The 19,375-nt window shown below is 65.4% G+C and carries 21 protein-coding genes; 8 read left to right on the top strand and 13 right to left on the bottom strand.

The window, feature by feature from the left end; translation table 11 throughout:
• Positions 1 to 130 precede the first annotated feature (130 nt).
• Entirely contained in the window at positions 131 to 1,120 is a 990-nt protein-coding gene (locus J0M27_RS20070) for a 3-hydroxybutyryl-CoA dehydrogenase (RefSeq protein WP_294996098.1), read from the top strand.
• Positions 1,121 to 1,136: 16 nt separating this feature from the next.
• Here J0M27_RS20070 and gloA read toward each other — a convergent pair whose 3' ends face one another.
• The 8 genes from gloA to J0M27_RS20030 form a co-directional block, all read right to left on the bottom strand.
• Positions 1,137 to 1,520, bottom strand: a complete 384-nt coding sequence (gene gloA, locus J0M27_RS20065; RefSeq protein WP_294996095.1) for a lactoylglutathione lyase — start codon at positions 1,518 to 1,520, stop codon at positions 1,137 to 1,139.
• A 248-nt stretch (positions 1,521 to 1,768) separates the two neighbouring features.
• Complete coding sequence (locus J0M27_RS20060) at positions 1,769 to 2,512, bottom strand: SprT family zinc-dependent metalloprotease (protein WP_294996092.1); 744 nt, start codon at positions 2,510 to 2,512, stop codon at positions 1,769 to 1,771.
• A gap of 6 nt (positions 2,513 to 2,518) precedes the next feature.
• Positions 2,519 to 3,010 (bottom strand): YgjP-like metallopeptidase domain-containing protein, encoded by a 492-nt coding sequence (locus tag J0M27_RS20055; protein WP_294996089.1) that lies wholly within the window; start codon positions 3,008 to 3,010, stop codon positions 2,519 to 2,521.
• Positions 3,007 to 3,735 (bottom strand): lysophospholipid acyltransferase family protein, encoded by a 729-nt coding sequence (locus J0M27_RS20050; RefSeq protein ID WP_294996087.1) that lies wholly within the window; start codon positions 3,733 to 3,735, stop codon positions 3,007 to 3,009. The genes J0M27_RS20055 and J0M27_RS20050 overlap by 4 nt, the downstream gene beginning before the upstream one ends.
• A 10-nt stretch (positions 3,736 to 3,745) precedes the next feature.
• Complete coding sequence (gene gmhB, locus J0M27_RS20045) at positions 3,746 to 4,279, bottom strand: D-glycero-beta-D-manno-heptose 1,7-bisphosphate 7-phosphatase (protein ID WP_294996084.1); 534 nt, start codon at positions 4,277 to 4,279, stop codon at positions 3,746 to 3,748.
• A 192-nt stretch (positions 4,280 to 4,471) separates the two neighbouring features.
• Positions 4,472 to 6,562, bottom strand: a complete 2,091-nt coding sequence (glyS, locus tag J0M27_RS20040; protein ID WP_294996081.1) for a glycine--tRNA ligase subunit beta — start codon at positions 6,560 to 6,562, stop codon at positions 4,472 to 4,474.
• A 115-nt stretch (positions 6,563 to 6,677) separates the two neighbouring features.
• The gene (gene glyQ, locus J0M27_RS20035) at positions 6,678 to 7,568 is read right to left on the bottom strand and encodes a glycine--tRNA ligase subunit alpha (protein WP_294996078.1); all 891 of its coding nucleotides are present in this window, start codon (positions 7,566 to 7,568) and stop codon (positions 6,678 to 6,680) included.
• 74 nt (positions 7,569 to 7,642) lie between these two features.
• Positions 7,643 to 8,686, bottom strand: a complete 1,044-nt coding sequence (locus J0M27_RS20030) for a rhodanese-like domain-containing protein (protein ID WP_294996075.1) — start codon at positions 8,684 to 8,686, stop codon at positions 7,643 to 7,645.
• Between the two features lie 164 nt (positions 8,687 to 8,850).
• Between J0M27_RS20030 and J0M27_RS20025 the strand changes: the two genes are divergently transcribed.
• Positions 8,851 to 9,165 (top strand): hypothetical protein, encoded by a 315-nt coding sequence (locus J0M27_RS20025; protein WP_294996072.1) that lies wholly within the window; start codon positions 8,851 to 8,853, stop codon positions 9,163 to 9,165.
• Here J0M27_RS20025 and lnt read toward each other — a convergent pair.
• The 5 genes from lnt to miaB form a co-directional block, all read right to left on the bottom strand.
• Complete coding sequence (gene lnt, locus J0M27_RS20020; RefSeq protein ID WP_294996069.1) at positions 9,162 to 10,676, bottom strand: apolipoprotein N-acyltransferase; 1,515 nt, start codon at positions 10,674 to 10,676, stop codon at positions 9,162 to 9,164. The two genes, J0M27_RS20025 and lnt, sit on opposite strands and share 4 nt — an antisense overlap.
• Positions 10,669 to 11,508, bottom strand: a complete 840-nt coding sequence (locus J0M27_RS20015) for a transporter associated domain-containing protein (RefSeq protein ID WP_294996066.1) — start codon at positions 11,506 to 11,508, stop codon at positions 10,669 to 10,671. Before J0M27_RS20015 ends, lnt begins: the two co-directional genes overlap by 8 nt.
• Positions 11,509 to 11,526: 18 nt before the next feature.
• The gene (gene ybeY, locus J0M27_RS20010) at positions 11,527 to 11,982 is read right to left on the bottom strand and encodes an rRNA maturation RNase YbeY (protein WP_294996064.1); all 456 of its coding nucleotides are present in this window, start codon (positions 11,980 to 11,982) and stop codon (positions 11,527 to 11,529) included.
• On the bottom strand, positions 11,954 to 12,928 hold the full coding sequence (locus tag J0M27_RS20005) for a PhoH family protein (protein WP_294996062.1): 975 nt from the start codon (positions 12,926 to 12,928) through the stop codon (positions 11,954 to 11,956). The genes ybeY and J0M27_RS20005 overlap by 29 nt, the downstream gene beginning before the upstream one ends.
• 65 nt (positions 12,929 to 12,993) lie before the next feature.
• Positions 12,994 to 14,331, bottom strand: a complete 1,338-nt coding sequence (gene miaB, locus J0M27_RS20000; protein ID WP_294996059.1) for a tRNA (N6-isopentenyl adenosine(37)-C2)-methylthiotransferase MiaB — start codon at positions 14,329 to 14,331, stop codon at positions 12,994 to 12,996.
• Positions 14,332 to 14,410: 79 nt separating this feature from the next.
• Between miaB and queC the strand changes: the two genes are divergently transcribed.
• From queC to J0M27_RS19970, 6 genes are all read left to right on the top strand, one after another.
• Positions 14,411 to 15,082, top strand: coding sequence for a 7-cyano-7-deazaguanine synthase QueC (gene queC / locus J0M27_RS19995; RefSeq protein WP_294996056.1), 672 nt, complete (start codon positions 14,411 to 14,413; stop codon positions 15,080 to 15,082).
• 117 nt (positions 15,083 to 15,199) lie between these two features.
• Positions 15,200 to 16,318, top strand: coding sequence for a YeeE/YedE family protein (locus J0M27_RS19990; protein WP_294996053.1), 1,119 nt, complete (start codon positions 15,200 to 15,202; stop codon positions 16,316 to 16,318).
• A gap of 227 nt (positions 16,319 to 16,545) precedes the next feature.
• Positions 16,546 to 17,802, top strand: coding sequence for a hypothetical protein (locus J0M27_RS19985; RefSeq protein WP_294996050.1), 1,257 nt, complete (start codon positions 16,546 to 16,548; stop codon positions 17,800 to 17,802).
• Positions 17,803 to 17,884: 82 nt separating this feature from the next.
• A complete protein-coding gene (locus J0M27_RS19980; protein ID WP_294996047.1) occupies positions 17,885 to 18,604 on the top strand; it encodes a DUF302 domain-containing protein in 720 nt (239 codons plus the stop codon).
• 246 nt (positions 18,605 to 18,850) lie between these two features.
• The gene (locus tag J0M27_RS19975) at positions 18,851 to 19,000 is read left to right on the top strand and encodes a NapC/NirT family cytochrome c (protein WP_294996044.1); all 150 of its coding nucleotides are present in this window, start codon (positions 18,851 to 18,853) and stop codon (positions 18,998 to 19,000) included.
• 3 nt (positions 19,001 to 19,003) lie between these two features.
• A complete protein-coding gene (locus J0M27_RS19970; RefSeq protein WP_294996042.1) occupies positions 19,004 to 19,177 on the top strand; it encodes a NapC/NirT family cytochrome c in 174 nt (57 codons plus the stop codon).
• Positions 19,178 to 19,375: the final 198 nt, after the last annotated feature.

The following is a 19,375-nucleotide window of genomic DNA, read 5'->3' as shown; positions in this document are numbered from 1 at the left end:
GGGCACGCCTGATGCGCGCCGCCCGCCGGGCCGCCCCAAGGGCGGCGCAGCCAAACCCCCGGAGCGGGCGCAGCCCGCGAACCACCGTCGCCCCCTCTCCCGGAGAGGGGGGCGGGGGGAGTGCACTCCGATGACGCTGCGCGTCGCCGCGCTCGGCGCCGGGCGCATGGGGCGCGGCATCGCCCACGCCTTCGCCTATGCCGGCCATGAAGTCTGGCTGATCGACGCCAAGCCGCGCACGGCGGAGGCCACGCAGGCACTCGAAGCCGATGCGCGGCGCGAGATCGAAGGGAGCCTTGCCACCCTGGCGGAACTCGGCGTCTTCGACGCGGCGCTGATCCCCGCCATGCTCTCGCGCGTGCATTTCGCCGGCCGCGACGCCGCGCCCGATGTGCTGGCGCAAGTCGACGTCTTGTTCGAGGGCGTGCCCGAGAAGCTCGACGCCAAGCGCGAGGCCTTTGCCTTCGCCTGCACGCACATGCGTGCCGACGCCCTGCTGGCCTCGACCACTTCGACCATGTTGTCCACCGAACTGGCCAGCTTTGTTACGCACCCCGCACGCTTCCTCAACGCCCACTGGCTGAATCCGGCCTACCTGATTCCGCTGGTCGAAGTCTCGCCGCATCCGGGCACCGACCCGGCCGCGACGCAGCGGCTATGCGATCTGCTTGGCAGCATCGGCAAGCAGCCGGTGCTGTGCCAGGCCGCGCCCGGCTACATCGTGCCGCGCCTGCAGGCCTTGCTGATGAACGAGGTGGCGCGCATGGTGGAGCAGGGCGTGGCCACGCCGGAGGACATCGACCGCGCCGTGCGCTACGGCTTCGGCCCGCGCTTCGCCAGCATGGGCATCGTCGAGTTCATCGACTTCGGCGGGCTGGACATCCTCTATTACGCCAGCCACTACCTGGCGAAGGCCATGGACGACCCCTGCCGCGCGCCGCCAGCCATCATCGACCGCTACATGGCCGAAGGCCGTGCCGGGCTGCGCGCAGGCAGGGGTTTCTTCGACTGGTCGACGGTCGACGCGGCGGCCTACCGCCGCGAGGTGATGCAGCGCCAGCTGGCGCTGCTGCGCCAGCTCGGCATGGTGCCGGCGCCGGGCGGCGAGAAATCGCCGTAGCGCCAGCGCCGACTCTTCAATCGCGCTGGATCAGTTCGATCTTGTAGCCATCCGGATCCTCGACGAAGGCGATCACGCGCGTGCCGCCCTTCATCGGGCCGGCCTCACGGGTCACTTTGCCGCCGCGCGACTTGATCTCGGCGCAGGCGGCGTAGGCGTCGTCGACGGCCAGCGCGATGTGGCCGTAGCCGGTGCCGATCTCGTAGCGACTGACGCCCCAGTTGTGGGTCAGTTCCAGCACCGCGCCATCGGCCTCTTCCTCGAAGCCGACGAAGGCCAGCGTGAATTTGCCTTCCGGGTAGTCGTTGCGCCGCAAGAGGCGCATGCCAAGGATCTCGGTGTAGAACGCCAGCGACTTGTCGAGGTCGCCGACGCGCAGCATGGTGTGCAGGATGCGCATGGTGGTTCCTGTTGGGTTAAGGTGCAACAACATGCTCGGAGCGACTGCTGATAGTCGAGCGCAGCGAGCCGATCAATAGCCTCCCCGCGAGGGGGCGAGGCAGGGTTTCGCACCGCATGTGGTGCGCCGCCGCAGCCGGCTGGCTGTGCAAAGCCAGCCGTGGGCCGCGCAGCGGATGGGAGGGGTGGGCCTTCAAACCGCCTTTCGCGTGTTTCATCTACAGCGGGTAGAGCTTGCTGCCATGAGCGTTACAGGATGGGCAGCGAGGTGGTGCGCTGCTTGAGTTCGCCGCGCGCCGACCTCCAGTCCGGGTAGATCGATTCGACCACGGACCAGAAGCGCTTGCTGTGGTTCATTTCCAGCAGGTGGGCGACTTCGTGGGCGACCACGTAATCGCCCAGTTGCGTCGGCACGTGGATCAGGCGCCAGTTGACGCGGATGCCGCCATGCCTGCTGCAACTGCCCCAGCGCGTTTGCGCCGACGACAGGCTGAGTTTCGGCACGGCGATGTCGAGCCGCCCGGTGAAGTGTGCCAGGCGCTCGCCGAAGTGGGCCAGCGCGCGCTGCTGCAGGGCGCGCACCGCGAGGCGGGCGAGGTCGGCATCGGGGCGCGCCGCGAGTACCAGCGTGTCGCCGATCCAGCGCACGCGGTTGGCGCCGGGCAGCACGCGCACTTCCGCCTCGCCATCGAGCAGCGGCAGGCGCAGACCGTCCTTGACCGTGACATGGCGCGGTTGCGTGGCGTGGGCGAGTTCGGCCAGCTTCTTCAGGACCCAGTCGCCATGGCCATGCACGAAGGCTTCGATCTCGGTGAGGGGCAGCCGGTGCGGCGCGCCGATGCGCAGGCCGCGCTCGTCGATGGTCATCGACAGCCGCGTGGCGCCGCTCTTCAGGCGGTAATCGACGATCCGCCCGCCGATCAGCAGGTGGCGTGTTCTCGCCTCGGGCGCAGGTGAAGGCAGGCGGAACAGCTTGAGTTGTTCGCGGAACATCGGCGCTCAGCCAGTGGCCGTCGGCATGCCGAACAGGTCGAACCCGGCCTGCTCCGGCGGCAGGGCGGCGATGCCGCGCGCGATGGCCTGCTCGATGACGGGCAGCGGCTGCTGGATCAGGCGCCAGTTGCAGCGCAGCGACCCGTCGCCCGGCGATTCGACCCAGTGGCTGCGGGTCGCAAACGACAGCGCCAGGCGTGGCGCGCGCCGTCCCGCCAGCGCCGACTTTTCCTCGATCACCTGTTGCAGCCGCCGCATCGCTTCGTCGCGCAGCCAGGCTTCGGCGCGGTCCTGGATCTGGCGCGGGCTGGCCCGTGGCGGCAGCGGCAGCGACAGCGTGTCGCCACTGCGCATGGCATCGCGCTGTTCCGTGCCGAGCAGCAGGCGCAGCTTGCCGCCGAGGTAATCGAGCGTGGCGCCATCGTGCCAGACCTGCGCCGGGTCGGGCTGGCCGGCATCGAGCCTTAGCGCGAACTGCGGATTGCGGCGGCTGTTCATGGCGTCGCTGCGTAGAGTTGTGGACTGATGCGGGCCATCTCGGCCTCGATCCAGGTTTCGGCGCGGGCCAGCACCTCGCTGGCGGAAAGCCCTGCCGGATCGATGCCGGGGCCGACGCTGACGGTGACCGTGCCGCACTTCTTGAACAGCGCGTTGCGGCCCCAGAACTCGCCCGAGTTCAGCGCCACCGGCACCACCACGGCGCCGGTCTCCACCGCGAGGTGCGCGCCGCCGACCTTGTAGCGATTCTTGGAACCGGGTTTCGAGCGCGTGCCCTCGGGAAAGATCACCACCGTATAACCGTTGGCGAGCCGGTCGCGGCCCTGGTCGACCAGGCTCGTGAGCGCGGCCTTGGTTGCACTGCGGTCCGTCTCGATCATCGGGATCGAGGCCAGTGCCCAGCCAAAAAAGGGGATGTACTTGATCTCCCTCTTCCAGACGAAGACGGTGTCGCGAAACACCTCCTGCAGCATGAAGGTTTCCCAGGCCGACTGGTGCTTGGCCAGCACGATCACCGAGTGCGCCGGGACATTCTCCGCGCCGAGCAGACGGTAGGGAATGCCGAGCAGGTGCTTGACCAGCCAGATCACGAAATTCACCCAAGGCACCACCGAGTGGCGCCGCGTCTTGTGCGGTAGCGGGCGGCAGAGGATGACGAGCAGCGTGTAGGGCGGTGTCACGACGATCAGGATCAGCATGAACAGCAGGGAGCGCAACGCCGCCATCGTTGAAGGGTCAGTGCGCGATGTGGGCCGCCGCGGCGGCGAGGTCCGGGAAGACCAGCGTGTCCGGCGGCAGGGCCGGGTCGTCCACGGTCTTGCGCCCCTTGCCGGTCAACACCAGCATCGGTTGCGCGCCGACCGCCGCAGCCACTTGCAGGTCGCGCAGCGAATCGCCGATGGCCGGCACGCCGGTCAGGTCGACGTTGTAACGGCCGGCGATTTCCTTGAACAGGCCGGGCTTCGGCTTGCGGCAGTCGCAGTTGTCGGCGTTGGTATGCGGGCAGAAGAAGATGGCATCGATGCGCCCGCCGACCTGGGTCAATGCCTTCAGCATTTTGTCGTGGATCGCGATCAGGGTGTCGGTTTCGAACAGGCCGCGGCCCACGCCCGACTGGTTGGTCGCCACCACCACGCGGTAGCCGGCCTGGTTGAGCCGCGCGATGGCGGCCAGGCTGCCGGGTATCGGGCGCCATTCGTCGGGCGACTTGATGTATTGGTCCGAGTCGTGGTTGATCACGCCGTCGCGGTCGAGGATGACGAGCTTCATGGATAACGTGGATGACTGGTTCGGAGTGACAGGTGATGTTCGAGCGTAGCAAGCTGCCTAAAAGCCTCCCCGCGAGGGGAGGATGGGAGGGGCGGGCGTTTCAAGGTGTTTCGCAATTCATTTTCGCCGTGGCGCCAGCGCCGACTTTGCCGAACACCGGCGCAAAAGAGCCTTTGTTTGCCATGCCCCGCGTCACGCCGACAGTCGCGATATGTCGGCGACGCGGTTCATCAGGCCGGCCAGGCGCAGCAGCAGCGCGAGCCGGTTGGAACGCAGTTTCGTGTCATCGGCCATGACCATCACGCCGTCGAAGAATGCATCCACCGCGCCGCGCAATCCGGCCAGCGCCTTCAGCGCGCCGGCGTAGTCGGCGGCGGCGAGTTGTGCTTCGATGCCCGGCGCCAAGGCTTCGACCTGCAGCCACAGGGCTTTCTCGGCGGCCTCCGCGAGCAGCGCCGAATCGACCGCGTCGCCGGCCTCGGCGCCGGATTTGCGGAGGATGTTCACGATGCGCTTGTTGGCGGCGGCCAGCGAGTCGGCCTCGGGCAGCGCGGCAAAGGCCTTGACCGCCGCGAGCCGCGCCGGCACCTGGTCGATGCGCGTCGGGTCGAGCGCCAGCACGGCGTCGACCGCCTTCGGATCGTGGCCGGCATCGCGCAGCATGTGGCGCAGGCGCTCCTTGAAGAAGTCGGCGCTGGCGGCACGCCAGTCGCCGCTGAAAAGTTCCGCCACGAAGCCGGCGGCGGCATCGTCGATCAGGCCGGGCAGCGCCAGCGGCAGCGGCGTATCCATCAGCATGCGCAGCACGCCGAGCGCGGCGCGGCGCAGGCCGAAGGGGTCCTTGTCGCCGGTGGGAATCTGGCCGATGCCGAAGAAGCCGACCAGCGCATCGAGCTTGTCGGCCAGCGCCACGGCGCAGGCGACATGCCCTTGCGGCAGCGCGTCGCCGTTGAAACGCGGCTGGTAATGGCTCTGGATGGCGTCGGCGACGACCGCCGTTTCTCCGTCGGACAACGCGTAGTAGCGGCCCATGATGCCCTGCAGTTCGGGGAACTCGCCGACCATGTCGCTGACCAGGTCGGCCTTGGCCAGCAGCGCGGCGCGCTCGGCCTGCGCCACGTCGGCGCCGAGTCGCTGCGCGATCTTCGCCGCTAGCTTGACCAGCCGGTCAACGCGCTCGCCCTGGCTGCCCAGCTTGTTGTGATACACAACTCGCGACAGCTTGCCGATGCGCGCCGAGAGCGGGGTCTTCTTGTCCGTCTCGAAGAAGAACTTGGCGTCGGACAGGCGCGGGCGCACCACGCGGGCGTTGCCGGTGACGATGTTGGTCGGGTCGGTGACCTTCATGTTGGAGACGACCAGGAAGCGGTTGGTGAGCCGGCCCTTCTCGCCCTCGCCATCCATCAGCGGGAAGTACTTCTGGTTCGCCTTCATGGTCAGGATCAGGCATTCCTGCGGCACGGCGAGGAATTCGTCGTCGAAGCCGGCCTCATACACGGCGGGGAATTCGACCAGCGCGGTGACCTCGTCGAGCAGCGCCTCGTCCTGCAGCCAGGTGCGGCCGGCGGCGACGGCGTCGAGCTGCTGGCGAATTATCTCGCGGCGCCTGTCGAAGGAGGCGATGACGCGACCTTCGGTTTCCAGAATGGCCTCGTAATCTTCCGCGCGCGGGATGTCGATCACGCCGACGCTCATAAAGCGATGCCCGCGCGTGATGTTGCGGCTGGGCAGGCCCAGCACTTCGCCGGCGATGGTGCGGCCGTCGTGCATCAGGATCAGGCCATGAACCGGGCGCACGAACTGTGCGTCGCCGTCGCCCCAGCGCATCAGCTTCGCCACCGGCAGCTTCTTCAGCGCCGCCTCGACCATGCCGGCCAAGTATTCGTCGATGCGGCCGCCGGTCTTCCTGACGCGGGCGACGAAGTACTCGGCCCCGCTTTTTCCACCTGGGTCGTTCAGCTTTTCCAGCTGCGCGAACTCGACCCCGGCCGAACGCATGAAGCCTTCCAGCGCCTTGGTCGCCGTACCGTCAGCGCCGACTCCTGCGGCGACCGCCGGGCCCTTCCTTTCGATCACGCGATCGGGCTGGCTTTCCAGGCAGTCGTCGAACTGCAGCGCCAGTCGGCGCGGCGTGGCGTACCAGCGCCCGGCATTGGCGGCCTCGATGAAGCCGGCCTCGGCCAGGGCCTTCTGCATCTGCTCGCGGAAGGACAGGCCGAGCTTCGCCAGAGACTTCGGCGGCAGTTCCTCGGTGAGGAGTTCGATCAGCAGGGTGGCCTTCATGCTGCCTCCGCCGGGCCGCCCCAAGGGGGCAGCAAGTCATTAATCTGGAGCGGGCAGAGTCCGCGAACCAAAGTCACCCCCTTCCAAGGGAAGGGGGACGGGGGGTAGGTCGTTCTCATGCCGCAACTCCCTTGCACATCGGGAAGCCGAGCCGCTCACGCGAATCGTGATAGGCCTGTGCGATCTCGCGCGCCAGGGCGCGCACGCGGCCGATGTAGGCGGCGCGCTCGGTAACCGAGATGGCGCCGCGCGCGTCGAGCAGGTTGAAGCTGTGCGAGGCCTTCATCACCATCTCGAAGCCGGGCAGCGGCAGGTTTAGCCCGATCAGGCGCTTGGCTTCCGACTCGAACTTGGAGAACTGCGCGAACAGCCAGTCGACGTCGGAGTGCTCGAAGTTGTAGGTTGATTGCTCGACCTCGTTCTGGTGATAGACGTCGCCATAAGTGACGCCAGGTGACCAGACCAGGTCGAAGACGTTCTCGACGCTCTGCAGGTACATCGCCAGGCGCTCGATGCCGTAGGTGATCTCGCCCAGCACCGGACGGCAGGCGAGCGAGCCGACTTCCTGGAAGTAGGTGAACTGGGTGACTTCCATGCCGTCGAGCCAGACTTCCCAGCCCAGGCCCCAGGCGCCCAGCGTCGGCGACTCCCAGTCGTCCTCGACGAAGCGGATGTCATGTTCGGAGGTGTTGATGCCGAGCGCGCGCAGGCTGTCGAGGTAGAGTTCCTGGATGTTCGGTGGATTCGGCTTCAATACCACCTGGTACTGGTAGTAGTGCTGCAGCCGGTTGGGGTTCTCGCCATAGCGGCCGTCCTTGGGCCGGCGCGAAGGCTGCACGTAGGCGGCTTTCCATGGCTCGGGGCCGATCGCGCGGAGGAAGGTAGCGGTGTGGAAGGTGCCGGCGCCGACTTCGATGTCATAAGGCTGGAGCAATACGCAGCCCTGCTTGTTCCAGAAGTCCTGCAGGCGCAGGATGACTTCCTGGAACGTGGGTTTTTGGTTCATCGGGAAACCCCGTAAGTTCGCGAGAGCAGCGATTTTACAGGGTTTCCGCGGCGCGCTTGCGCGCGCGAAGGCGCTCAGCAGGCCTTTCCGGCGGGGCAGGCCACCTTCCCCGAGTGGCTGGAATGCAGTTCGCCGATCATCTTTTCCATCTCGTCGATCTTGCGTTGCATCGAGGCCAGGCGGCCGTTCATGGCGCCGACGTTGAAGAAGGTTTCGCGTTCCACCGGGGCATCGAGGCGGGCGGCATAGCCCAGCCACGACGAGTCATATACCTTGACCTTGTTGAAGCCCAGCGTTTCCAGCACCGCCGCGGTTTCCGCCGCGCGCACGCCGCTCTGGCAATAGACCACGGTTTCCTTGTTCGGGTCGAGCCGGGCGTAGAGCGCCTTCAGGGCATCGGGCGGGGCGAGGCCGGCGCCCTTGTTGTCCGGGACCTGGCGGCGCGACATCTTGGCGTTGGTTTCCGGGTCCTTCCAGTTCTGCTCGTAGGGAATGTTCAGCGCGCCTGGGATGTGGCCGCCACGGATGGCACGCACGTCGTTGCCGAGGTACTCGCCCGAGGTGCGCGCGTCGATGACCTGCACCGCGCCGCTCTTGCCGCGCGTCACCACGTCCTCGGTGCTGGCGATCAGTTCCGGCCGCGGCGTGAGTTTGAGCGCTATGGCCGCGCGTTGCGCGTCGGTCGTTTCGACCGGATTGCCGGCGTCCTGCCAGCCCTCGATGCCGTCGTGGAAGACACTGACATTGTCGGCGCCGAAGTAGCGCAGCGCGAGCCGGCCGAAGTAGGCAAAGGGGCTGCCCCGGTCGGCATAAACGATGATTTCCTTGCCGGGGTCGATGCCGGCATTGCCGAGGATCTTCTCGATCTGCGCCGTTTCGATGAAGTCTTCGGTCACGGGATTGCGCAGCACGGTCCCGGCATCGCCGATGCTCACCGCGCCGGGAATGTGGCCCTTGCGGTAGAGCGGGGTGGCGCGCGTGTCCCAGAGGATGGCACCACGGGCCTGGGCAGCCTTCACGGCGGCGGCATCGATGATGGCTGCCGCCGCCGCCGCAGGAAAGGCAAGGGCGGTGGCAAGCAGCGCGAGCAGCAGGGTCAGGAAGCGGTGGTGCAACATGTTGGGACTCCTCGTTGTTGTTGGGGGTCGGCGCATTATGCGGTGGTGCGTGGCCCGGTCAAGCTGCTGTGCAGCAGGAGCGCAGCGCGGCGCGGGTTTGCGATGGCGCCGGTGCCTTCCGGTATCATTTGCGCCAGTCAGCCAAACAGTCAAGGAGCGGTACCGTGGATCATGAAGTCAGCGTGGTGTTGAAGAACGGCGAGCGTTTCGATTTCCCCCTCGGCGCGGACGAACTCGCGGCCGTCGATGCGGCCACGGCGCGCCACTGGATCGGCGAGGAGTTCCGCAGGGCCGGGCTGGAGAATCCGAACCCGATGGGCAAGATGCTGCTGGTCGACCAGATACTGCTGCTGGCGGGCAACATCAAGGCCGCCGATCTGCATCCGGCGACGCCCGAGGTGCGACGATTCTTTTGCGCCGCGCTGAAGGCCATGGGCCGCCCGACCCTGACCATCGATCTGGCCGCCTTCAAACTCTAGCTTCCCCTGCGCCGCAGCGCCGCCAGGCAGGCGCCGAAGGCGATCAGCAGGGCCAGCGCATTGCCCCAGCGTGCATAGGGCGTGAGCCCGTTTCGTCCCTGGGCCTGGACCACCAGCGCGGCGGTGGTGAAGGGCGGCAGCGCCGCCGCGATCGCGCCGTCCGGGTTCACCATCGCCGTCATGCCGGTGTTCGTCGCGCGCAGCATCACGCGGCCGGTTTCGATGGCGCGCAGGCGGGCGATCTGCAGGTGCTGCGGTTGGGCCAGCGAATCGCCGAACCAGGCGGTGTTGGACAGGTTCACCAGCAGTGTGGCGGTCGGCACGGCAGCGAGCAATTCCTCGCCGAACAGATCCTCGTAGCAGATGTTGGGCGCGATGCGCTGGCCGCCGACGGCTAGTGCTTCCTGGCGCGGCGGGCCGGCGGTGAACTCGGACATCGGGATGTGCGCGAAGCGGAAGAACCAGGCGAATCCCGGCGGCGGATACTCGCCGAAGGGCACCAGGTGGCGCTTGGCATAGGCACTGGCGGCAAGTTCGCGGGTCAGCGCCACGGCGCCGTTGGTGTAGCCGCCGTCGGTGGTGCCCACCGCGACGCCGATCAGCGCATCGCCATGGGTCGTCACGCCGCGCAGGACGTCGCGCGGGACTTCGTCGAAGAAGAGCGGCAGCGCCGTTTCGGGCAGCACCGTGAGCGCGGCCGGGTGCGCCTTGGCCAGTTGTACGTAGGTATTGACCGACCGCGGCAGGTGCTCCGGATCCCACTTCAGGCTTTGCGGCACGTTGCCCTGCAGCAGGCTGACCGTGATCGGCGCGCCCGCCGGCTGGGTCCAGTCCATCGCGCGCAGCAGGCCGCCGGCGCCAAGCAGGGCGGCGACCACGGTCCATGTAGCCGGCTTGCGCCAGCCGGTGGCGAGCAAGGCGGCGATCAACGCGACGATGAAGCCAAGGCCATACACGCCGAGCACCGAGGCCCAGCCTGCCAGCGGGCTGGGCGGGCTTTGCGAATAGCCGATCGCCAGCCAGGGGAAGCCGGTGAACAGCGTGCCGCGCAGCCATTCGGTGAGCGTCCAGACGCCGGCAAACAACAGCGCGTCGGCAATCGGTCGCGAAAAGTCGGCGCTGGCGATACGGCGAAACGCGTAGCCGGCCAGCGCCGGAAACAGCGCGAGGTAGAGGCAGAACGCCAGCGTGGCCGCCGCCGCCGCGGGCGGCGCCATGCCACCGAACTGCGACAGGCTGACGTAGACCCAGGAGACACCGATCAGGAAGCAGCCGGCGCCCCAGGCCAGCCCCAGCAGCGCCGCCGCGCGCGGCGTGGCGGCGCGCCAGAGCAGGTAGAGGCCGCCCAGCGCAAAAGTCGGCGCTGGCCATACGGCAAACCAGGCGTCGAAGGGGGCGAAACCGAGGACGCAGAACGCACCCAGCAGTCCCGCGAGGAGCAGGCGCGGGGCCAGGCGCGACTTGGCGCCGCCTGCCGCAGGCGCGGACAGCGGCCCGCCCGCGTCAGCCATCCGTGAGTGGCAGACCCTTCTGTGGATCGACCAGCAGGGTATGCACGCGGCGGCTGTCGGCACGCAGTACCTGCAGGCGCAAGCCGTCGATGCTCAGCACTTCATTGCGTTTGGGCAGGCGACCGAGGTGGTGGATCACCAGTCCGCCGACGGTATCGAAATGCTCGTCGGAAAATTCCGTGGCGAACGCGGTGTTGAAGTCGGCGATCTCGGTCAGCGCCTTGACCCGGTAGCGTCCGGTGTTGTCCCTGACGATGTTGTCCTCGGTCTCGTCGAAGTCGTACTCGTCCTCGATGTCGCCGACGATCTGTTCCAGCACGTCCTCGATGGTGACCAGGCCGGCGACGCCACCGTACTCGTCGACCACGATCGCCATGTGGTTGCGCGAGGCCCTGAACTCGCGCAACAAGACGTTCAGGCGCTTCGATTCGGGAATGAAGATCGCCGGGCGCAACGTGTCGCGCAGGTCGAATTCCTTCCCGGCGAAATGGCGCAGCAGATCCTTGGCGAGCAGGATGCCGAGCACGTCGTCCTTGCTTTCGCCGATCGCCGGAAAGCGTGAGTGCGCGGTTTCCAGAACGACCTCGGCGACCTGCTCCGGCGTGTCGTTGATGTCGATCACGTCCATCTGGGCGCGCGGCACCATGATGTCGCGCACCGCCATGTCGGCCACCGACAGCGCGCCTTCGATGATGGACAGTGCATCGGCGTCCATCAGCTGGCGCTCGAAAGCGCCATGGAGCAGTTCCAGGAGTTGTTCGCGGTCCTCGGGTTCGCGCAGCAACAGCGCGGTCAGGCGTTCTATCAGTCCGGGCTTACTGGATGGGTCCATTGCTGGATGCGGGAATCGCTAGGCGTAAGGGTCGGGATAGCCGAGGCCGGCCATGATTTCGCGCTCGATCGCTTCCATGCGTTCGGCATCGGCACGTCCGGTTTCGTGGTCATGGCCCTGCAAATGCAGCATACCATGCACCACCATGTGCGCGTAGTGGGCTTCCAGCGCCTTGCCCTGCTCGCGCGCCTCGCGCTCGACGACCTCGCGGCACAGCACCAGGTCGCCGTGCACGCGGTCGTTGAATTCATAGGGAAAGGACAGAACGTTGGTGGCGTAGTCCTTGCCGCGATAGTCGCGATTGAGGTCGCGTCCCTCGCCGCTGTCGGCGAAGCGCACCGCGACCTCGGCCGGGATCGCGCAACTCGCGCGCACCCAGCGCCGGACCTGCGGCCGCGTCGGCGCGCCTGCGCTGCCCGCCGGGTACTGCACCGACAGGTGCAACTCAGGCAGGCGGCGGACGGTTCGCGTCATGTTTCTGGTAGGCGTCGACGATGCGCGCCACCAGCGGGTGGCGTACCACGTCGGACGCGTCGAAATCGGTGAAGGCGAGGCCGCGCACGTCGGCGAGGATGCGTCGCGCCTCGACCAGGCCCGACTTCTGCCCTCGCGGCAGGTCGATCTGCGTCACGTCGCCGGTGACCACCGCGCGGGCGCCGATGCCGATGCGGGTGAGGAACATTTTCATCTGTTCCGGGGTGGTGTTCTGCGCTTCGTCGAGGATGATGAAGGCATGGTTCAGCGTGCGCCCGCGCATGTAGGCCAGTGGCGCGATTTCGATGTTCTGCTTCTCGAAGAGGCGGGCGACCTTCTCGAAACCCATCAGGTCGTAGAGCGCATCGTAGAGCGGACGCAGGTAGGGATCGATCTTCTGCGCCAGGTCGCCGGGCAGGAAGCCCAGCCGTTCGCCGGCTTCGACCGCGGGCCGGGTGAGGACGATGCGGCTGACCAGGTCGCGCTCGAAGGCGTCCACGGCACTGGCGACGGCAAGGTAGGTCTTGCCGGTACCGGCCGGACCGATGCCGAAGGTGATGTCGTGTTCCTGGATGTCGCGCAGGTACTTGACCTGGTTCGGCGTGCGTCCGTGCAGGTCGCTCTTGCGCGTGACGAGCCCGGAACCGGGCGGCAGCGACGTACGGGTATCGCGGTGGCGCGCGACCTCGATCAAGCCGAGCTGGACCTCGTCGATCGAGAGCGGTTGCGCCGCCTGCCCATAAAAATGTTGGAGCGCGGTGGCGGCAAGGCGGGCTTGCGCTTGCTCGCCGCCGATGTGGAAGCGCTGGCCGCGACGACCGATGGTGACGTCGAAGGCGGCTTCTACCTGGCGCAGGTTTTCGTCCAGCGCGCCGCACAGGTTTTGCAGGCGCGCATTGTCTGGCGGCGCGAGGTCGATGTCGAGCGATCTGGGTTTCGGGGGCACGGCCGGAGTATGCCTCAAGTCGGCATCCGGGCTGGCGGACCGGGTGGTCTCGAATCCACGCGCGCCTAGTTTGCCGAGGCCGTGACGACTTCTCCGCGCAGGCTGTGCGGCAGCGCGGCGGTGATGGTGACGTCGATGAAATGACCCACCAGGCGCGCGGCGCCGGCAAAATTCACCACGCGATTGTTGTCGGTGCGGCCGGCCAGTTCGCTGGCGTCCTTGCGCGCATGGCCTTCCACCAGGACGCGCTGCACGGTGCCGACCATGGCCTGGCTGATCTTCAAGGCCTGCGCCTCGATGGTCTTCTGCAGGCGCATAAGCCTTTGAATCTTGAGTTCCGCCGGCGTATCGTCGGCCATCTCGGCAGCCGGCGTGCCGGGACGCGGGCTGTAGACGAAGGAAAAGCTGTTGTCGAAATTCAGCTCTTCGACCAGGCGCATGGTCTTTTCGAAATCTTCCGCGGTCTCGCCGGGGAAGCCGATGATGAAGTCGGACGAGAGCGACAAGTCGGGGCGGGCAGCCTTGAGCTTTTTTACCAGCGACTTGAACTCGAGCACCGTGTAGCCGCGCTTCATCGCCGCCAGGACTCGGTCGGAACCCGACTGCACCGGCAGGTGCAGGTGCGAGACCAGTTTGGGGACGCTGCGATAGACATCGATCAGGCGTTGCGTCATTTCGCGAGGGTGGGAGGTCGTGTAGCGGATGCGTTCGATGCCGGGCATGTCGGCCAGGGTCTCGATCAGAAAGGCAAGGTCCGCGGCATCCCCGTCGTCCGTCGCGCCCTGGTAGGCATTTACGTTCTGGCCAAGGAGGGTGACCTCGCGCACACCGCGTTGCGTCAGCGCCGCGATCTCGGCGATCACGTCGGCGAAGGGGCGCGAGACTTCCTCGCCGCGCGTATAGGGCACGACGCAAAAACTGCAGTATTTCGAGCAGCCTTCCATGATCGAGACGAAGGCCGAGGTTCCGGTGACGCTGGCCGGCGGCAGCGCGTCGAACTTCTCGATCTCCGGAAAGGAGATGTCCACCTGTGCGCGCCCGCTATCCCGTCGCGCGGCGATCATCTGCGGCAGGCGGTGCAGGGTCTGTGGGCCGAATACCAGGTCGACGTAAGGCGCCCGCGCCACGATCGCCGCACCCTCCTGGCTGGCGACGCAGCCACCGACGCCGATCACCAGGTCCGGCTTGATCTGCTTCAGGTGCCGCACCCGACCGAGGTCGTGGAACACCTTCTCCTGCGCCTTTTCGCGCACCGAGCAGGTGTTGAACAGGATGATGTCGGCTTCCTCGGGATTGTCTGTCTTGACCGCGCCGTCGCTGCCGGCCAGTACGTCGGCCATCTTGTCGGAGTCGTATTCGTTCATCTGGCAACCGAAGGTGCGGATGAACACTTTCTTGGGCATCGTTGCTTGCCGGACGAGGTATGAACAGGGAAGGATTATAGATGAGGCGGTCGTCCCGCCCCTTTGCTACCATCGCGGCATGCAACCCGCCGTCGTCCTCCTTTCCGGTGGCCTCGATTCCGCGACCGTGCTGGCCATGGCGCGCGAGCGCGGCCATGCCTGCCATTGCCTGTCGCTCGATTACGGCCAGCGCCACGGCGCCGAATTGCAGGCGGCGGCGAGGGTGGCGGCCGCACTGGGTGCTACGGCGCACCGGGTGCTGAAGCTAGATCTCGGGCAGTTGGGTGGTTCCGCCCTGACCGATGCTTCGATCGCGGTGCCAATCTCGGGCGTGCAGCCGGGCATCCCCGTCACCTATGTGCCGGCACGCAACACCATCATGCTCTCGCTGGCACTGGCCTGGGCCGAGGTGCTCGATGCCCAGGACATCTTCGTCGGCGTCAATGCGGTGGACTATTCCGGCTACCCTGACTGTCGTCCGGAATTCATCCGTGCCTTCGAGGCGATGGCCAATCTGGCGACCAAGGCGGCTGTCGAAGGTCGGCCGTTGCGGTTGCATGCGCCGCTGATCGAACTGACCAAGGCGCGGATCATCGCCGAAGGCACGCGCCTGGGTATCGACTTCGGACTGACGGTTTCCTGCTACCAGGCCGACGCCCGCGGTCGTGCCTGCGGCGTTTGCGACTCCTGCCGATTGCGTCGCGATGGATTTGCCGTCGCCGGACTGGACGATCCGACGGTATATTATTAGATGCTTATATAGAGCGCCGTTATTTTTCGAGCGATGTATTGAATCGAGGCAGCGCGGGGTTTGTCGGAAAATCGCGCACTCAAAAAGTATCCAGAATTCCTTGGAGGATAGACCGCCATGCCGGCAGAACTGCAAGTCTTCGCCAAGACCGTTGTCTGGTGGGGTTTCGGGCTGGGTTTGATCTTTGGTTTCTTCGCCAACAAGACCAATTTCTGTACCATGGGTGCGGTATCCGACGTGGTGAACATGGGCGACTGGGGCCGCATGCGGGCTTGGCTGCTGACCATCGCGGTCGCCATCCTCGGCACCAACATCCTCGCCTACACGGGAAAGATCAACCTCGCCAACACCATCTATACGGGGCAGAACCTGCCCTGGCTGGCGCACATCGTCGGCGGTCTGGTCTTCGGCATAGGCATGACGCTGGCCTCGGGTTGCGGCAACAAGACGCTGGTGCGCGTCGGCGGCGGCAACCTTAAGGCCGTGGTGGTGTTCATCTACATGGCTTATTCGGCCAATGTCACCTTGCGCGGCATCTTCGCCGTGCCGCGCGTCGAGTGGCTGCAGGCGCCCGGCGTTACGCTGAACCTCCCTACCCACCAGACCCTGCCGCACCTGTTGCACGGCAGCTTGGGCATGGACCTGGCCTCGGCCGAACTGGTCATCGCCCTGGTGTTGTCCGGCCTGCTGATGGCGTTCGTACTGTTGAGCAAGTCGTTCTGGGAGAACAAGGACAACTTCATTGCCGGCATCGTTCTCGGCGGGGTGGTGGTGGCCGGCTGGTATATCACCGGCAAGCTGGGCTGGATGGAAAACCCCGAAACGCTGACCGAGATGGCCGTCGGCACCAACTCCAAGTTGGCCGAGTCGATGTCCTTCATCGCCCCCGCGGGCTACACGCTGGAACTCTGGTCGCTGTGGACCGATACGGGTACCGTGGTCACCTGGGGCATCGCCACCGTGTTCGGTGTCGGCGTGGGTTCCTTTCTCTACGCGATCGCGACCAAGGCCTTTCGCTGGGAGCACTTCGTTTCGGCGCAGGACATGTTTCGCCACATCATCGGTGGCGTTCTGATGGGCTTCGGTGGCGTCACGGCAATGGGCTGCACCGTCGGCCAAGGCATCACCGGATTCTCGACGCTTTCGGTGGGTGCCATCATCACCTTCCTGGCCATTGTTGCCGGTTCATCGGCGACCATGAAGTACGAATACTGGCGGATGATGCGCGAATCTTGACCATTACGGTCGCGGGGTTTATCCCGGCATAGAAAAAAACGGCAGCAAAGGCTGCCGTTTTCGCTGATCATGCCGCCTGTAACGGATTCAGCCGCGCCGGCAACGCATCGACGCGGCGACTGTTGTAAGTAAGGAGGATGGGGTCGCGCCGTATGCCTGGCGCCGACTTCCTGGCCTCCACCAGACCTTGTTCAATTTTTCTTGATTCGACAATATTGGAGGCAACAATGCAATTCCGCAAATCCCTGATGGCCGCCGCCCTGGCGGTGATGCTGCAAGTGCCCGTCGTCGGTATCGCCCAGACTGCTCCGCAGATGCCCGCCATGGGCGACTGGAGCAAAGGCATGGGCGACTGGATGACCGCCATGACCAATCCGCAGATGATGAACTCGATGATGGCCATGATGGATCCCAAGGTGATGGAGCCCTGGATGAAAGCCATGACCGATCCGAAGATGATGGCCTCCATGATGTCGATGGCCGATCCCAAGGTCTGGACCCCCTGGATCAACAGCATGACCGATCCGAAGATGATCAACAGCATGATGGCCATGGCCGATCCGAAGATCTGGACGCCGTGGATGAACACCATGACCGATCCGAAGTTCATTAACTCGATGATTGCCATGGGTGATCCGAAGCTGTGGACGCCCATGATCACCGCCATGACCGACCCGAAGATGATGACCAGCATGATGTCCGTCGTCGATCCCAAGGTATGGACGCCCTTCATCACCAGCATGACCGACCCGAAATTCATGAACGCCATGATGGGCATGGTCGAGCCGAAGGTGTGGATGCCCTTCGTCACCGCCATGACCGATCCCAAGCTGATGAACAGCATGATGGGCATGATGGACCCGAAGCTGTGGACGCCGTGGATGACCGCCATGACCGATCCCAAGCTGATGGACTCCATGATGAAGATGATGGATCCCAACATCATGACGCCGTGGATGAACGCCATGCTTGATCCCAAGATGATGGATTCCATGATGAAGATGATGGATCCCAACATCATGACGCCGTGGATGAACGCCATGACCGATCCCAAGATGATGAACGCCATGATGGGCATGATGGATCCGAAGATGTGGATGCCCTTCATGACGGCCATGACCGATCCGAAGCTGATGAACAGCATGATGCAGATGGCTTCGCCGGAAATGATGAATCAGTGGATGGGCATGATGACCAATCCGCAGATGATGGACGCCATGATGAAGATGATGAATCCGGCGCTCATGGTGCAGATGATGAACGCCATGTCGGTGGCGATGACGGCGATGCCGAAGATGGCCGACGACATGAACAAGGCGACGGCCGGCGGCGCCAAGGCGGCTGGCAAGGCCGCCACGGGTGCGGCCAAGTCGGGTGCCAAGGCGGGCAGCGACATGGCCAAGTCCGGCGCCAAGGCGACCGGCGACGCAGCCAAGGCTGGCGCTGGTGCCGCAGGCAAGGCCGCCGAGGCGGTGAAGAAGTAAAGCGCCCGTTCAGACCGGGCCATATCGGGAGGTTGCGGCGCAAGCCGCCCTCCCGGACATCAGTTCACCGGAGTAGCCTGTCATGTTGAGGAAAGTCGGAACTACCTGTACCACCCTTGCGCTGCTGTTGGGCCTCGCGGTCCAGCCCGGATTCGCCGCCGACGAGGGCGTCAAGCGCGACGGCAAGCCCAGCCAGCTGCCTGCACAGAGCCTGCAGGGCGCACCGCTGCCGTTCAATATCCAGATACCGCCGACGCGACCCAAGGAGGACATCGTCCCCAACACCATCGCGCCGTCGATCAGCGCGGAGGCGCGGGCGAACTTCGTTTCGTCGATGATGGCGATCAACCCGTTCTCATTGCGCGACATGATCGCGATGATGGTGGTCAAATACCCGGCCAAGGACGGGCTGAAGTTCGACGACGTCGTCGATGCCATGAAGCTCAAGGCCAACGAGATCAATTTCAAGTTCGTCGGCCACAATCCCCTTTGGAAGGACATTGTTGCCATCACCGGCAAGACCGACACGCCACGCGTCGAGTTCTTCAGTTTCTGCGACGCCGTCGTGGCGCGCGAAATCCTCGATATGAGCCTGGAGTTCGCGGCGTTCTTGCCCTGCCGCGTCGCCGTCGCCGAGGATGCGCACAAGAAAATCTGGCTGATCACCCTCGACTGGGACGTGCGCTGGCTGGACGCCAGCAAGAATCCGAATCAGATTTCTGCCAGTTTGCGCGATAAATCCATTATGGTGCGCGAGGCCATCGACAAGATCATGCGCGCCGGAGCCAGCGGCGAGTTTTGATCTGCCGCAATGTGCAAAGTGGCCGGATCGCGCGATGACCGCAAGCCCGTAGCGGTCAGCAACGTCGCGATTTGAATGGGTTCCATGCGCGATCCGGGCTGGCATCGCCACCGGACATGCCCTTTCTGCTTCACCGTCTCAAACTCTAACGATTAGTCTGGTTCCGGCGAACGGCTTCCTTGGATTTGACCAACGGCTGACCAGACTGAAAGCAAGGAATGCGAAGCCGGGTTCTTCCAGTGCCTGATGAACCCGCCGAAATGTTCGATGCTGCGCATGATCGTGATTGGCGTGGTGGGTGGCGTAACCATCTGGGACGGCCTCGACACCGGCATGGTATACACCAACCGTACCGAGTTCCGCCTTTCCTGCCGCACCACGAAAACTCCTTGCTAGGAGTTGAAGAAGACGGTGCATCGCAGTAATCGCACCGGCACCAGCGTCGGCCGCGCCGATTGCCACGTCGCCAGCAGCAAGGAACCCTTCGACTACGCTCGCAAGCTCACCCAAAAGGTCTTCGCCTCCAAGGACGTCATCGGCGAAACTCCCGGCACGATCGATATCCCTGAATAGTTTGGGCACATCGCCTGATGATGGCCACGCGCGTCTGGGAGCACACGAAGGAAACGGATTCCAAGGAGTGTCGCGCTGCCACTCGGGAGACGCCAACGACATCGGCAACGCGATCGTCGCCGGCAAGCCGGTCGGCGTCTCGAAGACCGTGCTCGAACCCACTCCGCCGGCAGGCAAGATCGGTTTCATCCCGGTCGA

It is taken from the genome of Sulfuritalea sp. (assembly GCF_017302275.1).
In the GTDB taxonomy this organism is placed as follows: domain Bacteria; phylum Pseudomonadota; class Gammaproteobacteria; order Burkholderiales; family Rhodocyclaceae; genus Sulfuritalea.
The sequence above is the reverse complement of the archived record's forward strand: the minus strand, read 5'-3'. Positions and strand labels throughout refer to the sequence as shown.

Excerpts from the sequence above, each read along its gene's own strand:
- gloA (WP_294996095.1), bottom strand. The coding sequence starts at position 1,520 with ATGCGCATCCTGCACACCATGCTGCGCGTCGGCGACCTCGACAAGTCG.
- glyQ (WP_294996078.1), bottom strand. The coding sequence starts at position 7,568 with ATGAACCAAAAACCCACGTTCCAGGAAGTCATCCTGCGCCTGCAGGAC.
- glyS (WP_294996081.1), bottom strand. The coding sequence starts at position 6,562 with ATGAAGGCCACCCTGCTGATCGAACTCCTCACCGAGGAACTGCCGCCG.
- J0M27_RS20050 (WP_294996087.1), bottom strand. The coding sequence starts at position 3,735 with ATGGCGGCGTTGCGCTCCCTGCTGTTCATGCTGATCCTGATCGTCGTG.
- J0M27_RS19980 (WP_294996047.1), top strand. The coding sequence starts at position 17,885 with ATGTTGAGGAAAGTCGGAACTACCTGTACCACCCTTGCGCTGCTGTTG.
- miaB (WP_294996059.1), bottom strand. The coding sequence starts at position 14,331 with ATGCCCAAGAAAGTGTTCATCCGCACCTTCGGTTGCCAGATGAACGAA.
- J0M27_RS20070 (WP_294996098.1), top strand. The coding sequence starts at position 131 with ATGACGCTGCGCGTCGCCGCGCTCGGCGCCGGGCGCATGGGGCGCGGC.
- ybeY (WP_294996064.1), bottom strand. The coding sequence starts at position 11,982 with ATGACGCGAACCGTCCGCCGCCTGCCTGAGTTGCACCTGTCGGTGCAG.
- J0M27_RS20015 (WP_294996066.1), bottom strand. The coding sequence starts at position 11,508 with ATGGACCCATCCAGTAAGCCCGGACTGATAGAACGCCTGACCGCGCTG.
- lnt (WP_294996069.1), bottom strand. The coding sequence starts at position 10,676 with ATGGCTGACGCGGGCGGGCCGCTGTCCGCGCCTGCGGCAGGCGGCGCC.
- J0M27_RS20060 (WP_294996092.1), bottom strand. The coding sequence starts at position 2,512 with ATGTTCCGCGAACAACTCAAGCTGTTCCGCCTGCCTTCACCTGCGCCC.
- J0M27_RS20055 (WP_294996089.1), bottom strand. The coding sequence starts at position 3,010 with ATGAACAGCCGCCGCAATCCGCAGTTCGCGCTAAGGCTCGATGCCGGC.
- J0M27_RS20030 (WP_294996075.1), bottom strand. The coding sequence starts at position 8,686 with ATGTTGCACCACCGCTTCCTGACCCTGCTGCTCGCGCTGCTTGCCACC.
- J0M27_RS19985 (WP_294996050.1), top strand. The coding sequence starts at position 16,546 with ATGCAATTCCGCAAATCCCTGATGGCCGCCGCCCTGGCGGTGATGCTG.
- queC (WP_294996056.1), top strand. The coding sequence starts at position 14,411 with ATGCAACCCGCCGTCGTCCTCCTTTCCGGTGGCCTCGATTCCGCGACC.
- gmhB (WP_294996084.1), bottom strand. The coding sequence starts at position 4,279 with ATGAAGCTCGTCATCCTCGACCGCGACGGCGTGATCAACCACGACTCG.
- J0M27_RS19975 (WP_294996044.1), top strand. The coding sequence starts at position 18,851 with ATGAACCCGCCGAAATGTTCGATGCTGCGCATGATCGTGATTGGCGTG.
- J0M27_RS19990 (WP_294996053.1), top strand. The coding sequence starts at position 15,200 with ATGCCGGCAGAACTGCAAGTCTTCGCCAAGACCGTTGTCTGGTGGGGT.